Raw genomic sequence first — 16524 nt, forward strand, 5'->3', positions numbered from 1 at the left:
TTTATATACAGCAGTCATACACAGCGTCCGCTGGTTATCTCGTGGGGGCGGAATACGTCTGTACACTACGGAATAATTGAATAATGAAACACCCTGCAATGCCTTTTTCAGCAGAACAGCCTACCCGCAATGTTGGTTTAACGCCCGTTGCGGCGGCGATTATTACCGTTTTTTTGTCACCCACTGTTTTTGCTGTTGATAGCATTGGAAAAACAGAGAGTACTGTATCACTTGAGCCTAATAAACCTCAGGCTGTGGAGTTTGACAGTATTTACTTAAATACCGAACACGGTGGTTCCGGCATTGATTTAAGCCGCTTCTCGAAAGGGGGCAGCGTGTTACCCGGCATTTACCGGGCTGACATTTATTTAAACAATACCCTGATTGGCAATGAGAATGTGGAGTTTAAGGCCCGCGACGATAAAAGTGTCCATGCCTGCTTATCCTCGTCGGTCATTGCCAGCCTTAATCTCAAACCTGACGCGCTGCCGCCTGAATCACTGGCTCCGCTGAAAAAAGACGCGGGCTGTGTTGATCTGGCGTCGCTGATCCCCGATGCCCAGGTGACTTTTGACAGCGGCGAACAACGGCTGGATATCGCTATTCCCCAGGCATTGTTACTCCGTACCGCCCGTGGCACCGTCAATCCGGCCTTGTGGGACAGCGGCGTGACGTCAGGGATGTTGGGCTATTCACTCAATGGCTACAGCTCCTCCGCCAACGGACAGACATTTAACTCGGCTTTTGCCGGGATTAACACCGGGCTAAACCTCGGCTCATGGTATTTCCGTCATAACGGCTCGTATAACTGGCAAGAAGACGGTGACAGCAAATACACCAGTATTAACAGTTATGTGCAGCGGGATGTCCCGGCTGCACTGGGCCGGGTGTTGCTGGGGCAATCCAATACCACCGGGCAGTTATTCGATACCGTGCCTTTTACCGGGGCACAATTCAGCACCGATGACCGCATGTTGCCAGAGTCCCTGCGTGGTTATGCGCCGGAAGTGCGCGGGATTGCCCGCACCAATGCGCTGGTGACCGTGCGCCAGAGTGGTCAGGTGTTGTATGAAACCACGGTTTCGCCGGGCGAATTTATCATTGATGACCTCTATCCGACCGGCTACGGCGGCAATCTGGATGTCACGGTGCGTGAAGCCGACGGCAGCACACAGAACTTCCAGGTGCCGTTTGCGGCAGTGGCGCAATTGCTGCGCCCCGGTTCGCAGCGCTACAGCCTGACGGTGGGTAAAGTGCGCAATGATTCGCTCTCCTTTACCCCGGGTCTTTATCAGGGAACCTATCAGCGTGGTCTGAACAACAGCATTACCGGTTATACCGGGGCGCAGGCCAGTGAAGACTATTATGCCGTGCAGGTCGGGACCGCGTTCAGTACCCCGATTGGGGCGGTGGCGGTTGACGTGACCCAGGCCAATACCCGCCTGCGTAACGGCAATGAAAGTGGCCAGAGCTATCAGGTCAGTTACAGCAAGGTGATTGCTGAAACCAACAGTAACCTGAGTGTGGCGGCGCACCGCTTTTCGACTCAGGGCTATCTCGATTTCGCCACGGCGATGCAAACCCTTGATGCTGAACGTCAGGGCTATGACGCCAACAGTATCTACCGGGCAAAAAACCGCTTAACCGTGACCGCCAATCAGGGATTACCGGACGGCTGGGGCCAGATGTATATCAGTGGTTCTTTGCAGGATTACTGGAATAAAGGTGGCAGTGACCAGCAGTATCAGGTGGGTTACAGCAACAACTATAAAAGCATGACCTACGGTGTCAGCGTGAACCGCAGCCGCTCCGGGTTTGGCGAGATGCAAAATACTTATCTGGTCAGTATGAGTTTCCCGTTGGGGCGTAATGACCAGCAGAACGTGCCGCAAATGCGACTGGAAATGAACCGCAATGGTCAGGGCAACTGGGGCGAACAGGCATCGGTTTCAGGCAGTGCCGGCGAGCAAAGCCAGTTCAGTTATGGGGCGACCGCCATGAACAGCAACGGCGGGTCGGGGGCCAGTGGCAGTGTCAATGGTCAGTACCGCGGTTCTAAAGCCACCAGTATGGCGTCTTACGGTGGCGGTCGCGACTATCAGAGTGGCTCGGTCGGCATTTCAGGCAGCATGATTGCCCACCCCGGCGGCGTGACATTAACGCCGTACAGCAGTGAGACCTTTGCGGTGGTGGAAGCGAAGGGCGCTGAAGGGGCCGAAGTGTCCGGTTACTCCGGCGTGAAAATTGACTCCCGGGGTTATGCCGTGGTGCCGTACCTGAGTGCCTATCAGATGAATGAGATAACCATCGATCCGAAGGGGACCTCTTATGACGTGGAGCTGGAATCCACCAGTCAGAAAGTGGCGCCGAATGCCGGAGCGGTGGTGATGGTGAAATATAAAAGTACCAAGGGCTATCCGATATTGGTCAATGCCACCCAGTCAGATGGCGAGCCGGTGCCGTTTGGGTCGCAAGTATTAGACACCAAAGGTCAGGTGGTGGGTTCTGTCGGTCAGGGTGGTCAGATTTATGCGCGGGTGAGCGAGGAGCGTGGCCGTTTGCAAGTCAGTTGGGGTGAAGGTACCGGCCAGCAATGTTACCTGAACTATATTCTGCCGCCGCAATTAGCCAACGGTAAAGTCAGCGCGATGATGCGGTTTACCTCGACCTGTGTGCCTCAGGAGCAATCGCTTCGTGAGTAAAGGCTTCGATATGACGTATTTTTTCAGCGGAAAAGACGATAACGCTGCAGGAAGGCGCTAACCCAATGCTATTTACTGCCAGAAAAAGAGGCAATGATGTATGAAACTATCTATGAATAAAGTGGGTGTGCTATTTGGCGGCCTCTTGTTAAGTGTTATCAGCACCAGTAGCTGGGCCGTGGCGAATTGTTCGTTTGATGCTGGCGCCACTCAAACGGAAACCGTGCCGTTGACTCCGCCGGTGATTTCGGCGGGGGTCGATATTCCCGTAGGGACGGTGCTGTATCAAGGCAGCTGGTTGATGAGAAACACTAAGATGGGATGCCAGTGGGCACAGGCTGACGTAGGTAAATCATTTTGGTTCAGCAGTTCAACGTTGATTAGCCATGCCCCACTCCCTCTGAGCGGCTTGATGACCGGTCCGTTTGCGGGTGCCGTTTATCAGACCAATATTCCGGGGATTGGTGTGGCCATTTCACGAAGCCCAGATGGCAATCCGATAATAGTTAACCGGCCTGCGGTGACGACGGATACAGAGAACCCTATAAGGCAGGTAGGCAATGAATTAGGCGGCGCCTTGGATTTTAGCGGTTCAACACGTTATGTCTCGCTCATTAAAACGGGGGCTATTACCCCCGGTAGCTTTACGATTAGCGGTGCAAATTTCCCGAGTATCACGACTACGCTTGAGCCCGCGGTGAATACTCATGCGGGTTCTGTTCCCGTCACCGGGTTGCCGTTTACTTTTTACAATATCAATTTTCAGGGAACCCTGACGGTGTCTACGCAAACCTGCACCACACCAGATGTCACGGTTGCATTGGGACGTTATGACAAAAATGAAATTTTTAGGGGGATAAACTCAACAACACCTTGGATTGATGCGTCAATTAACCTCATAAATTGCCCTAGATTCTACGGTTTTTATAACAGTACCAATACGACGATATTGATGAATTACAATACCGGAATGGGGAGTACATCCAACTCGCTCAATAACGGTATTGGCGTGCGCCTGACACCTGCTACCAATGTAATTGATGCCGCCAATGGGATTATGGCTATCGACTCGACGGTATCCGGTGCAGCATCGGGCGTAGGTATCCAGATTGGTTGGGGAAGTAGTAGCCAAACCCCAACGCTGTTTAACTTTGCGGCAGAACAAACAGTGACGCTGCCAAAAGACGGCAGTTCTACAATCCGTGTTCCGCTGTCTGCCCGCTATATTCAAACAGAAGCGAACGTCACACCGGGTAAAGCGAATGGTAAAGCCGTGTTCTTGATCAATTATTATTAATTAAATTAATAACATGGCCTTTATGGGAGGCAGCAGTGCCGCTGAAGATAAAGTGGCACTGTTGCAACGTTTGTTTTGGGACTTGCTGCAAAAAAATGGCTGTACGATGAAACTTCATGATTTTTCATCAGTTTTCGTGAGCCAATATGATGTATAACACATTTAAGTGGAAACATTTTTCGCCCGAGATCATCCTTTGGTGCTTACCAAAAAACGGATTGAGGTAACCGGTGGTATTGGTCATTCGCTGGTTGCCCCTTTTGGTCTACAGATTATTCTGGCGTAATCACTGCAATATGGCTAAATATCAGAATTTTCATCTATGCAGGTAATATCAAGATATTATCCTTTCTTATATTAATTAACCTTAATTTTTAATAATAAATATCCGTCATGCCTTGGTTTGGCATGTATATCGGTCATCCTTTTCCTACAAGCAAATAGCAAAGATCATTTGTAGTGTAAAAGTGATTAAAACTATCAATAATATCCATATGAAAATATTTGGCTGAGATATATTTTCCTTATATTCGCTTGTGCCTACAATATTATTACCTACCACGTCAAGACTATTTATTCCTCACATTATCCTCTTTAAAATAGCTACAATCCCTTGTTACACCTGGGATCTAACAGAATTCTTACAGAGACGCGATAGTAGTTAAAACTATTTACTTTGAACCATGTCACATAAATGGATATTGGTTTTATTAATTTCAAACTATTGGTCATGGATCTCGGAACTTAATATCAAAATAAATAGAATGACGTTCCATAAGTTTCTTTTGTATTTATCATAATAATACTTATCTTTATTAAAATAAGGGAAATTGGAATGAAATTTAAATTACTATCTCTGGCAATGGCATCACTTATCAGCACTAGCGCAATGGCGGTAACTATTGACTATCGTCATGAAATGCAAGATCAAAGTGGTAACACCCACAAAGATCGTTTATTAATGTCACATCGCTTTGCAAATGGCTTCGGTTTGTCACTGGAAGGCAAGTGGAAAGGGGCTCAGGACAAAGATAAAGCATTTAATGAAACAGTCAGCAATGGTACTGAAGTCGTTGCCAGCTATGTATACAAAATTGATAATACATTTTCTATTGAACCAGGTTTCTCATTAGATTCAAGCTCCACAGCCAATAGTTATCGTCCTTACCTGCGTGGTAAGGCTAATATCGTTGACGATCTCTCTGTTTCCTTCCGTTATCGTCCTTATTACAAACGCACCAGCGCCAATATTAATACGCCAAAAGATACATCTGAAAATGGCTATAATCTGACGAGCGTGGTTAGCTATAAATTCTTTAAAGATTACCAATTAGACTATGAGCTGGACTACAAACAAGCCAATAAAGCTGGGGTTATACTGGCAAATAACGAGAACTACGATTGGAGCCACGATTTTAAATTGACTTACAAGTGGGATAAAAACTGGTCTCCTTATATGGCAGTTGGTAACGTTGCTGGCAGCAAAAATACCAACGAACGTCAAACCCGTTATCGCGTTGGGGTGAAATACAGCTTCTGATCCATTATTGAAATAATCAGATTCTGACCTCAGGGGGTCACACCTCACATAACGATTTTTGACAGGTAGCAAGTAATGAAAAAAAGAGCGTTATTCTTGAGTATGGCAGCGCTGGCAACGCTGTATATACCCGCCGGACAGGCAGCGGATACCGATCGTCTCACTGTCGTGAAACAGTATGTCGATAACGTGTTAAGCAAAGCTTCAGATACTTACCACGGTGATAAGCCCAGCCCGTTATTGGCGGATGGTGTTGACCCCCGTACTGGCCAACAAATGGAATGGATATTCCCCGATGGCCGTCGGGCTGTGTTATCAAACTTCTCCGCACAACAAAATCTGATGCGTGTCATGAGCGGCCTGAGCCAGCTTACCCAGGACGCCCGTTACCAAAAACGCGCTGAAGATATCGTTCGTTATCATTTCCAAAATTATCAGGACCCGAGCGGCTTACTCTATTGGGGCGGCCATCGCTTTGTCGATTTGAAAACGCTGCAACCAGAAGGGCCGAGTGAAAAAGAGATGGTGCATGAACTGAAAAATGCCTATCCCTACTATGACCTGATGTTCAGTGTTGATAGTGATGCCACTGCCCGGTTCATTCGTGGTTTCTGGAACGCCCATGTTTATGACTGGCGTATTCTCGAAACCAGCCGCCACGGCGAATATGGCAAACCAATGGGGAAATTGTGGGAAAGTAAATTCGAGCAACAGCCCCCCTTCTTTGCAACCAAAGGGCTTAGCTTCCTCAATGCAGGTAATGATCTGATTTATTCCGCTTCTCTGCTTTATAAACATCAGCAGGAGCCAGAGGCATTAGTGTGGGCTAAGCGTTTGGCCTCGCAGTATGTATTGCCACGTGATGCGAAAACCGGTCTTGGTGTTTATCAGTTTACCCAAGCTCTTAAACGGGAAGAGCCAACAGATGACGCAGATACCCACTCCAAGTTCGGTGACCGCGCCCAGCGTCAGTTTGGTCCAGAGTTTGGCCCGGCAGCATTGGAAGGCAACATGATGCTCAAAGGGCGCACCAGCACGCTTTATTCTGAAAATGCGCTGATGCAACTGCAACTGGGTAAAGATCTGGGCAATCAAGGGCCGGATTTATTGAAATGGACCGTGGATGGCCTAAAAGCATTCGCGCAATATGCTTATAACGATAAGGACAACACCTTCCGCCCAATGATTGCTGATGGGCAGGACTTATCCAATTATACACTGCCGCGTGATGGCTATTACGGCAAAAAAGGCACCGTACTCAAGCCGTACAAAGCGGGCAACGAATTCCTGATTTCATATGCCCGTGCTTATGCCATTGATAATGATCCACTGTTGTGGAAAGTGGCTCGCGGTATTGCAAACGATCAGGGGCTGGGTGATCTCGGTACCGCACCGGGTAAAGAGGTGAAGATCAAGTTGGATACTACCAACAGCGATCCTTACGCATTGTTTGCTTTGTTGGATCTCTACCATGCCAGTCAGGTGGCGGAGTATCGTTTATTAGCAGAGAAAATCGGCGATAACATCGTTAAAACCCGCTATATCGATGGTTTCTTTATGGCTTCACCGGATCGTCAATATGCTGATATAGATGCCATTGAGCCTTACGCTTTATTGGCGCTAGAGGCTTCACTACGCAATAAACCACAGGCAGTAGCCCCTTTCCTGAATGGTGCTGGTTTTACTGAAGGTGCTTACCGAATGGACGACGGTTCAGCCCGGATCTCAACCCGTGATAATGAACTGTTCTTGCTCAATGTGGGTGAGAAGCTGCAACCGAACGGCCGTAAATAGTCCCGACAGCGGCCCGTGCTGGGGCCGCTGTTGGTAAAGTGCCGGGCAGTGGCTTCCCAGGGTTGCTTGTCCCGGCGCTTTCCTCTCGGGTTCCTGTGTCGTGATAAAAAGGATAGGTTGATGAAAAAACAGGTTTTAGCCACTCTGGTGTTAGGTTCGTTGTTCTGCGCATCGGGTTATGCCGCGCAGATTGTTGCTGTCACTGCATCGGGTTATGACAGTGAGAAAGGCCATGTTCCGGCGAATATTGCCGACGGCGATGTAAAAACGCGATGGGCAGCATCAGGAGATAGCTGGATTCAACTGGAATTGGATAAAGCGCAATCCATTGAAAATATTCTCGTGGTTCCATTTAAACCCACCGAACGCAAACTGAAGTTCTCCATCGCCCATTCCAGTGATGGGAAGAGTTGGCAGCCGCTTGCGCAAGGGCTGGAAACCTCTACGGCGGACAAAAACGGTGAGAAGCTGACTTTTGCACCGGTGACAGCCAAATATATCAAGCTGGACACTTTTGGCACAGATATCAATAAGTGGAGTGCCATTAACGAAGTCGCCATTAACAGTGCTGCCACCGTGCCCACCCGGGCAATTAAATAAGCTTACTGGAAATGGCTAACTCGCCCCCTTGACTAATCATCCTTAAAGGGGGCTATTGCTGCAATACATCGGCTGTTCACGTCGTTCAAAAACCTTCTTTTCCCCGACACACCATCCCGATTATTTATCTCATTTCTACCCCTTCTGCGGACTAATCATTTTGGTTAATTGTCTGGTTGATCTGTCTGTTTTTCCGTTGTTGCTCCCGCTTGAAGCGTTTCAGTTCTTAATTTCGTGTTAAGGGTGCAATCCAGTGCAACTAATAATTTCCATATTGTTATGAGGGTGTTATTTTCCGCGCAAGCACGGATAAAAAAGAAGTGTCACTCAATCATCACAAAGAGTTAAGCGACAGGCTGCCGTGTATTTACCCAAAAGGACATAGTCATGAAAGTTTCAATATTTAAAAGTCTTTATTTTCAGGTGTTAACGGCGATTACCTTGGGCGTATTGTTAGGGCACTTTTACCCTGACCTTGGCGCTCAGATGAAACCTCTGGGTGATGGATTTGTTAAACTAATTAAAATGATTATCGCACCCGTGATTTTCTGTACCGTGGTTACCGGTATCGCGGGCATGGAAAGTATGAAGGCCGTTGGCCGTACCGGTGCGATTGCACTGCTCTATTTTGAGATTGTCAGCACCATTGCGCTATTGATTGGGCTGGTGATTGTGAACGTGGTGCAACCCGGTGCCGGTATGAATATCGACCCGGCAACTTTGGATGCCAAAGCAGTTGCACTTTATGCCGAACAAGCCTCGCAACAAGGGATTGTGCCATTCTTGCTGGATATCATCCCAGGCAGTGTGGTAGGCGCGTTTGCCAGCGGTAATATTCTGCAAGTATTGATGTTTGCTGTTCTGTTCGGTTTTGCCCTGCACCGTTTGGGTGAAAAAGGTCAGCTCATCTTTAATGTTATCGAGAGTTTCTCCCGCGTTATCTTCGGTATCATCAATATGATTATGCGCCTGGCGCCGATTGGTGCTTTCGGTGCGATGGCCTTTACTATTGGTAAGTATGGTGTCGGCAGCTTGGTGCAACTGGGGCAGTTGATTATTTGCTTCTACGCGACCTGTATTCTGTTTGTGGTGGTGGTGCTGGGGTCGATTGCGAGATTCAATGGCTTTAACATCTTCAAATTTATCCGCTATATAAGAGAAGAACTGCTGATCGTATTGGGGACGTCATCTTCTGAGTCCGTGCTCCCGCGCATGCTCGATAAGATGGAGAAAGCAGGGTGTAAGAAATCGGTGGTGGGGTTGGTTATCCCGACCGGTTACTCCTTTAATTTGGACGGCACCTCTATCTACCTGACCATGGCGGCAGTGTTTATTGCGCAGGCGACCAACACCCATATGGATGTTATTCATCAGGTCACATTACTGGTAGTACTGCTGCTCTCCTCAAAAGGTGCGGCCGGTGTGACAGGCAGTGGCTTTATTGTGTTGGCGGCGACCATCTCTGCGGTTGGGCATTTACCACTGGCCGGGTTGGCGCTGATTCTGGGTATCGATCGCTTTATGTCCGAAGCTCGCGCCCTGACTAACCTGATAGGTAACGGTGTGGCAACTATTGTGGTTGCCAAATGGTGTAAACAACTGGATAACGACCAGTTGCAGGCGGTGTTATCAAACAAAACACCACCTAACAGTGAGATAAAAAACGGTCTTTCTTCTTCGTAGCATCAAGTGCGAATTCGTAGCACCAAGTGCGCAAGATATAACCAAGATTCAGTCGATTAATACGACCAAATCACTACCGGTGGCTTGCTGTCACCGGTAGCACCTCTGCACTATAATCGCGAAAATAATGCCCCGCGATCCATTTTCTGGTGTTAAATACCCTTTAGCTACTATTTTTTACTCTGTTGAGTGACATCGGCAAAAGCATGCGGTCTAACAGAATGGTACACTGCCACCTCCGGTTTTCACGGTGGCGTTGACCGTTGATTTTTCGCCTAATAATGACGGCAGAGCGATCAGTTTGTGATGGCTGGACTGGGGTTATTAAAGCTGGATTGGTTTATGCATGTCTTTATGGCTGCCATATCGATGGCGCTGACAAGTTAAACATGGGCTGTTCGGGTGAAAACACGACTGGCTGGTGTAAATTTGTATCGTTTTAAAATTGGATAGTTTATTAAGTAGGGGTTCACATGCAGGGCACCAGAATTCGTCTCATAGTTGGTGGATTATTGTTGGCTGCCGCCAGCAGTAATGTGCAGGCTGAAGCACTACAACCCGATCCTGCCTGGCAGCAGGGGAAGTTAGAAAACGGGTTCTCATGGCAGTTGCTGGCTACGCCGCAACGCCCAAGCGATCGGATCGAGTTACGTCTGGTTGTTAATACTGGCTCATTATCTGAAAGCGCACAGCAAGTTGGCTTTGCCCATCTGCTACCACGCCTGGCATTAATGAGTAGCGCGAGTTTTACTCCCGCCCAACTTCAGTCGCTGTGGCAACAAGGGGTCGATAACGAGCGCCCGTTGCCACCGGCCATTACATCTTATGATTTCACGTTATACAGCTTAAGTTTGCCCAATAACCGCCCCGACCTGATGAAGGAAGCGCTGGCCTGGTTATCTGATACCAGTGGCAAGCTGGCTGTAAATGAACAAACCGTTAATGCAGCACTGAATGGTGCCACCGATCCTATTGCCACTTTCCCGCAAAATATTCAGGAACCTTGGTGGCGTTATCGGCTTAAAGGTTCTTCTTTGATTGGGCATGATCCGGGCCAACCTGTGGCGAAGCCGGTCGATGTCGAAAAGCTAAAACAGTTTTATGAACAGTGGTACACCCCGGATGCGATGACGTTGTACGTGGTCGGAAACGTGGATAGCCGCAGCATTGCCGCCCAAATTGGCAAAACGTTCTCTGAGCTGAAAGGGAAACGCGCGACACCTGCACCGATTGCGATGTTAGCGCCATTGCCGCCAGAGCCGGTAAGCCTTATTAATGAACAAGCGGCACAAGATACGCTATCGCTGATGTGGGATACCCCATGGCATCCTATTCAGGATTCCATCGCATTGAGCCGCTACTGGCGCAGTGATTTGGCGCGCGAGGCGCTGTTCTGGCATATCCAGCAAGTGTTGGATAAAAGTGATCAGAAGAACCTGAAACTGGGCTTTGATTGCCGGGTGCAATATCAGCGTGCGCAATGTGCTATCCACTTGAATACGCCGGCTGAAAACCTGACGCCAGGGATGAGTTTTGTCGCCCGTGAACTGGCTAGCTTGCGCGCTAATGGCCTGAGTCAGGCTGAGTTTGATGCGTTGATGGTGCAGAAAAATGATCAGCTAAGTAAGTTGTTTGCAACCTATGCCCGCACTGATACCGACATTTTGATGAGCCAACGTTTGCGTTCACAGCAAAGTGGCGTAGTTGATATCGCCCCGGAACAGTACCAGAAGTTGCGCCAGGCATTCTTGTCGGGTTTGACGCTGGCTGAGCTTAATCAGGAATTGAAACAGCAGTTATCGCAAGATACCACGTTGATTCTGACGCAACCGAAAGGCGAGCCAGAAGTGAATGTGAAGGCATTACAGGCGGCGTATAACGCAATTATGACACCCCATACGGTGGTGCCAGAGGATGCCACGCCAACAGTAGCGGCAGCGGAAGCAGCACCACCAACACCGACCACTGCGCAGTAATCAAAAAAGCCCGGGCGGTATGTGCCGGGCTTGTCGTTAATGAAATGAATTCATGACGATATGAAGCAGCAGAGGCGGACCGTAGCGACGTCAGTCACCGGCCGCCTGAACCTGTTGGCGAGTATCAAACTGCTGGCATTGCCGCCAGTGGAATGATAGCACCACGATATTGAATCACCGTGCTGGCTGTTAAATGGCCACGTACTGCTGCGTCGTGGGCGCTACCGCCCGTTAAGCGAACCGCCAGATAGCCCGCACTGAAGGAATCCCCGGCAGCGGTGGTATCCACCACTTTCTCTTTCGGCAGTTTGACCGCGGGAACATCATATTGATGGGCTTCAAAACCGTCTTTTACCCAGACGATACACGAGTCCGCACCACGCTTGATGATAATCTCGCTCACGCCCAAAGCCTGAGTGCTTGCAATCACCTGTTCCAGTGGCTTCTCGCCCCACAGCATATCTTCATCATCCAGTGTCAGGAACGCGATATCCGTACAGGCTAACATGTCACGGTAGGCTTCCTGAGTCTCTTGCTTGCTCTGCCACAGGCGTGGGCGGTAGTTGTTATCAAAGATAACTTTGCCGCCGTTGGCACGACAGGCGCGCAGCAATTGCAGCAGACGCTGGCGCGATGCGTTGTCCAGAATGGCTAAACTGATCCCACTGAGGTACAGATAATCAAATTTTTCCAGCCGCTGGCAGATTTCATCGGCTGCCGGACTGGTCAACCAGAAACGGGCTGCGGCATCATTGCGCCAGTAATAGAAGGTTCGCTCACCGGTGTTGTCGGTTTCGATGAAGTACAGACCCGGCAACTTATTATCCATACGCTGAATAAGATCAGTGTGGATTTGTTCTTGCTGCCAGGCAGCCAGCATCTCTTCACTGAAGTTATCAGTCCCCAATGCGGTCACGTAATGTACATTCAAAGCCTGCTTTGATACCTGACGGGCAACATACACCGCTGTGTTCAGCGTATCACCGCCAAAACCCCGGCTAAGATCGGTACCTTTTTGTGACAGTTCAATCATGCATTCGCCGATAACGGCAATATTTTTGCTGGTCATGGAAAGCGGCCTATTTCTGAATGATGAGTCAGTGATGGGAATGATATTGGGTTATCCCCGGCTAACTTGACGTTGTAGCGTTGTTTGCAGCCGTGCTACAACGCCAATGACTTTGACTATAGTCTCACTGCTGGCTTAGTCGGAGTCAATAGTATTAAAACGACGTTTTAAATTTTTTATGATGTAGGTCGGGAAACTGACAAGTTTCCCGCCACTCAGAACAGAATTATGGTGATTTCCGCAGTTCGGTGACGCTTTGACCACCAATACCCCAGTTATCAGTGTCCACTTCATCAATCACGACGACCGTAGTCGCGGGGTTTTTACCTAAGGTATCGACTAATAGTTGGGTGACTCCGGCGATTAGCTGTTTTTTCTGCTCCGCCGTCGCTCCTTCGCGAGTAATTTTAATATTTACATAAGGCATACAGACCTCCATTAACATTAATGGCATTATTGAGTTAACTACTGTAGATGGCTTTAATGTACCGTGCCAGCCTGCTTGGGAGCGATAATCTGTCATGCCGCTATATAAAGTTCTGGTCGTTCGAGTCGATAACATCTCCAGAAAGAAAACCGTTTACCACAAGATGCAATCAGGCTGGCCGCGATATACGCTGCCATTACTGTACGGTGTCTTGCAACATGGCGACTAAACTGATGATGACCAATAAAGTATCAGGTTTACTTGCGCCATCCTTTGCCGCTATTGATCGAAATAAAGGACAGAGCTTCTGGCGGCAATGTCAGCGTCGGTACACTTTTCAACCTATCTATCGCACATCTGGTGCGTTGCTGGCGATTGAACTGCTCACGGCTGTTTTTCATCCTTCATCCCCGGATACACGTTTAAATCCAGAGGATTACTTCAGTGCTATTAGTATCCGCGCTCGTTTGGATGTGGTACTGGAGCAGTTGAATATGATTAAGCAGTGGCACGCCATATTTGTTCATCACTCGGTACTGGTTTCGATCAACATTGATGGACAGGCATTGATGGCGATGCAAGATGATCTGCAAGCCAAATTGCTGATCGATGCTATGCCCTATATTCGCTTTGAATTACTCGAGCACGTTGATACCTCCCTTGATACTCCTTTTGCACGTATTGCTGAAGCTGACCGACTCTGGTTGGATGATTTTGGCAGCGGGCTGGCCAATTTCACTTCATTTATCAGTTGGCGCTATGAGTACATCAAAGTCGCCAGAGATTTATTTATTGTGTTGCAAGAAAGTGAGGTTGGAAACCAACTGTTCTTCACCTTGGTCACCTTAATGGGGCGCTACTGCAAAGGGGTTATAGTTGAAGGGGTTGAGACCTCGCAGGAGTGGGCCATGGTGCAACGCTCTGATGCCGCTGCCGCACAGGGTTATTATCTGTCCCGGCCAACTTCATTTGATAGATTACAGACGCTGCCTATGTTGTTTTGTGGCTAACCTTCTCTGAGAAAAAGCACTTTCCTGCCGTGTTGCCTCTGCGCATCACCGGATTCAACTGCCCAAATAATGGATTCTAAACCATCATCGACTATGGTTAGTGTAGTCTTCTGAATCCGCACTATTAATCAGTTAACTATTTTTATGGCTGATTTTTCGATTAAATTACCGCGAACTGACGTCCATTAAATACGCGCCTGGTGTCGGATTTAGCTTTATCTATTATGAGTACGGGCATGGAGCTGTTATGACAAAAACCGGAAAAGTGCTGACAGGTGTTGGTGGGCTTATCGTGCTGCTACTGGCGGCGACGGTGATTTTCGTGATGACCTTTGACTGGAACCGTTTGAAGCCAACCATCAATGAAAAAGTCTCTGCTGAGTTGCAGCGGCCGTTTGCTATCCGTGGCAACTTGGGGGTGGATTGGTCACGTAAAGGGGATGAGCCGGGTTGGCGCGGTTGGGTACCATGGCCACATATCCATGCTGAAGATTTGGTGTTGGGCAACCCGTCAGATTTAGTCAGTGATAAAACAGATAATAAAACTAACACGCTAGCCACAGATTTTCCGGCTGGGGAAATGGTCACGTTAAAACGGGTTGATGCCAGTATTGCGCCGTTGGCTTTATTGGCACAGAAAGTGTGGATCCCTCGTATCTGGCTAACACAACCGAATGCCAAGCTGCTTCGTCTGGCTAACGGTAAGAATAACTGGACCTTCAATCTGGCCAATAGCCCTACGCAGGGTGAGGCACCTTCTTCATCTTGGTCAGTGAATATTAACGATATTGTGTTTGATCGCGGTGAAATAACCCTCAGTGATGCCATTCTGAAAGCTGAGTTGCACGCCGTGATCGACCCACTGGGTAAGCCATTGCCGTTTGCTGAGGTGACCGGTACTCGTAATGAGACAAAGGATAAACAGGTCACGGATAAGGCGCAGAGCCATACGCCAGATTATGTTTTCGGCTGGAAAATTGACGGCAAGTATCAGAGCCAGCCACTCACCGGCAGCGGAAAAATAGGCGGCATGCTGTCGATGAGTGATGCGAGCGTACCATTCCCGTTGCAGGCTGATGTGCGTTCTGGCTCTACCCGTGTGGTGGTAGCCGGTACCTTAACCGACCCTGGCAATCTGGCGGGATTAGATCTGCAATTGAAATTTTCCGGTGCCAGTCTGGACAACCTCTATCCCCTTATCGGTGTATTGCTGCCCGCGACCCCGCCTTACAATACCGATGGCCGCTTAATTGCCAGCCTAAAGCAAACTGGTGGCGCAGTTTATCGCTATGAAAACTTTAACGGTAAAATCGGTGACAGTGATATTCACGGCAGCCTGACCTATACCGCCAGCCAGCCACGGCCGAAATTAACGGGCAAAATGTCATCAGAAAAATTACGTTTTACTGATTTAGCCCCCTTGATTGGTGCTGACTCCAATCAGGAAAAGGCCAATCGTGGTGAGCGAAACCGGCAGCCTGCAAACAAGGTATTGCCGACAGATAAGTTTGATACCAAAAGTTGGGGAGTGATGGATGCAGATGTCACGTATGCGGCTAAGCGTATCGAACGGGATAAATCATTACCTTTGAATAATCTGTCTACCCACGTGGTACTAAATGACGGTGAGTTACGACTCGATCCACTGCGTTTTGGCATGGCGGGCGGTAACCTTAATGCCACTTTGCGGCTGAATGGCAACAAAGATCCGATGACCGGCAAGGTTGATTTGCATGCCCGCCGCCTGCAATTGAAAGAGCTATTGCCACAGGTACAGGCGATGCGCAACAGTTTGGGGCAGTTGAATGGCGATGCATCATTTACCGCTACCGGTAACTCAGTGGCTGCGTTGCTGGCAACCAGTAATGGTAACCTGCGCTTGCTACTGAATCAGGGGCTAATCAGCCGTAGCCTGATGGAGTTGTTGGGGCTGAATGTGGGTAACTATCTGGTGGCGAAGCTGTTTGGTGATGATGAAGTGAAAATTAACTGCGCAGTGGCCGATGTGCAGTTGCGCAATGGATTGGCAACACCGCGCCTGTTTGTTATTGATACCGAGAATGCCATTATCAACATTACCGGTAATATCAACTTTGCTACTGAGCGGTTGGACTTATCGATCAATCCAGAAAGCAAAGGGCTGCGTATTCTGACCCTACGCTCTCCGCTGTATGTGAAAGGAACATTTAAACAGCCTGATGCTGGAGTGAAAGCGGGGCCGTTGATCGCCCGTGGCGCCATTGCTGCTGTATTGGGTGTCGCACTCACACCTGCTGCGGCCTTACTGGCACTGATTTCGCCCAGTGAGGCTGATGAAAACCAGTGCACCCCTTTCCTGCAAAAAATGAAGCAAAAGAAATAGAGCAATAAAAGATCTATCGCCAGGCTAATGGGAGCCGGTAAATCAATCAATTTGAACAGGGTAG

11 protein-coding genes are annotated in these 16524 nt (G+C 48.8%); 9 read left to right on the top strand and 2 right to left on the bottom strand.

Annotation, left to right across the window (positions count from 1 at the left end):
• Positions 1 to 83 precede the first annotated feature (83 nt).
• The 7 genes from V1956_RS02875 (at position 84) to V1956_RS02905 (ending at position 11592) form a co-directional block, all read left to right on the top strand.
• The gene (locus tag V1956_RS02875) at positions 84 to 2702 is read left to right on the top strand and encodes a fimbria/pilus outer membrane usher protein (protein ID WP_442824786.1); all 2619 of its coding nucleotides are present in this window, start codon (positions 84 to 86) and stop codon (positions 2700 to 2702) included.
• Between the two features lie 100 nt (positions 2703 to 2802).
• The gene (locus V1956_RS02880) at positions 2803 to 3999 is read left to right on the top strand and encodes a fimbrial protein (RefSeq protein ID WP_420072524.1); all 1197 of its coding nucleotides are present in this window, start codon (positions 2803 to 2805) and stop codon (positions 3997 to 3999) included.
• Between the two features lie 835 nt (positions 4000 to 4834).
• Entirely contained in the window at positions 4835 to 5539 is a 705-nt protein-coding gene (locus tag V1956_RS02885; RefSeq protein WP_083161368.1) for an oligogalacturonate-specific porin KdgM family protein, read from the top strand.
• A gap of 75 nt (positions 5540 to 5614) precedes the next feature.
• Complete coding sequence (locus V1956_RS02890; RefSeq protein WP_372560262.1) at positions 5615 to 7333, top strand: pectate lyase; 1719 nt, start codon at positions 5615 to 5617, stop codon at positions 7331 to 7333.
• Positions 7334 to 7453: 120 nt separating this feature from the next.
• Complete coding sequence (locus V1956_RS02895; RefSeq protein ID WP_420074695.1) at positions 7454 to 7933, top strand: discoidin domain-containing protein; 480 nt, start codon at positions 7454 to 7456, stop codon at positions 7931 to 7933.
• Between the two features lie 387 nt (positions 7934 to 8320).
• Positions 8321 to 9616 carry a dicarboxylate/amino acid:cation symporter gene (locus tag V1956_RS02900; RefSeq protein ID WP_372560264.1) on the top strand — a complete coding sequence of 432 codons (1296 nt, stop codon included), beginning with the start codon at positions 8321 to 8323 and terminating at the stop codon, positions 9614 to 9616.
• A gap of 473 nt (positions 9617 to 10089) precedes the next feature.
• Positions 10090 to 11592, top strand: coding sequence for a M16 family metallopeptidase (locus tag V1956_RS02905; protein WP_372560265.1), 1503 nt, complete (start codon positions 10090 to 10092; stop codon positions 11590 to 11592).
• A gap of 124 nt (positions 11593 to 11716) precedes the next feature.
• Here the strand turns inward: V1956_RS02905 and V1956_RS02910 are convergent, their stop codons facing one another.
• Together V1956_RS02910 and V1956_RS02915 are read right to left on the bottom strand one after the other, a co-directional pair.
• Entirely contained in the window at positions 11717 to 12661 is a 945-nt protein-coding gene (locus tag V1956_RS02910) for a sugar kinase (RefSeq protein ID WP_372560266.1), read from the bottom strand.
• Positions 12662 to 12887: 226 nt separating this feature from the next.
• Complete coding sequence (locus V1956_RS02915; protein ID WP_420071504.1) at positions 12888 to 13088, bottom strand: 2-hydroxymuconate tautomerase family protein; 201 nt, start codon at positions 13086 to 13088, stop codon at positions 12888 to 12890.
• A 218-nt stretch (positions 13089 to 13306) separates the two neighbouring features.
• Between V1956_RS02915 and pdeH the strand changes: the two genes are divergently transcribed.
• Complete coding sequence (gene pdeH, locus V1956_RS02920; RefSeq protein WP_193784750.1) at positions 13307 to 14098, top strand: cyclic-guanylate-specific phosphodiesterase; 792 nt, start codon at positions 13307 to 13309, stop codon at positions 14096 to 14098.
• 247 nt (positions 14099 to 14345) lie between these two features.
• Positions 14346 to 16460 (top strand): AsmA family protein, encoded by a 2115-nt coding sequence (locus V1956_RS02925; protein ID WP_372560268.1) that lies wholly within the window; start codon positions 14346 to 14348, stop codon positions 16458 to 16460.
• The last annotated feature ends 64 nt before the right edge of the window (positions 16461 to 16524 follow it).

Source organism: Yersinia sp. 2540 StPb PI, from assembly GCF_052217165.1.
Taxonomy (GTDB): Bacteria; Pseudomonadota; Gammaproteobacteria; order Enterobacterales; family Enterobacteriaceae; genus Yersinia; species Yersinia enterocolitica_E.

Bases quoted from the DNA above. Each gene is read 5' to 3' on its own strand.
- V1956_RS02875 (WP_442824786.1), top strand. From the start codon at position 84: ATGAAACACCCTGCAATGCCTTTTTCAGCAGAACAGCCTACCCGCAAT.
- V1956_RS02880 (WP_420072524.1), top strand. From the start codon at position 2,803: ATGAAACTATCTATGAATAAAGTGGGTGTGCTATTTGGCGGCCTCTTG.
- V1956_RS02885 (WP_083161368.1), top strand. From the start codon at position 4,835: ATGAAATTTAAATTACTATCTCTGGCAATGGCATCACTTATCAGCACT.
- V1956_RS02890 (WP_372560262.1), top strand. From the start codon at position 5,615: ATGAAAAAAAGAGCGTTATTCTTGAGTATGGCAGCGCTGGCAACGCTG.
- V1956_RS02895 (WP_420074695.1), top strand. From the start codon at position 7,454: ATGAAAAAACAGGTTTTAGCCACTCTGGTGTTAGGTTCGTTGTTCTGC.
- V1956_RS02900 (WP_372560264.1), top strand. From the start codon at position 8,321: ATGAAAGTTTCAATATTTAAAAGTCTTTATTTTCAGGTGTTAACGGCG.
- V1956_RS02905 (WP_372560265.1), top strand. From the start codon at position 10,090: ATGCAGGGCACCAGAATTCGTCTCATAGTTGGTGGATTATTGTTGGCT.
- V1956_RS02910 (WP_372560266.1), bottom strand. From the start codon at position 12,661: ATGACCAGCAAAAATATTGCCGTTATCGGCGAATGCATGATTGAACTG.
- V1956_RS02915 (WP_420071504.1), bottom strand. From the start codon at position 13,088: ATGCCTTATGTAAATATTAAAATTACTCGCGAAGGAGCGACGGCGGAG.
- pdeH (WP_193784750.1), top strand. From the start codon at position 13,307: ATGGCGACTAAACTGATGATGACCAATAAAGTATCAGGTTTACTTGCG.
- V1956_RS02925 (WP_372560268.1), top strand. From the start codon at position 14,346: ATGACAAAAACCGGAAAAGTGCTGACAGGTGTTGGTGGGCTTATCGTG.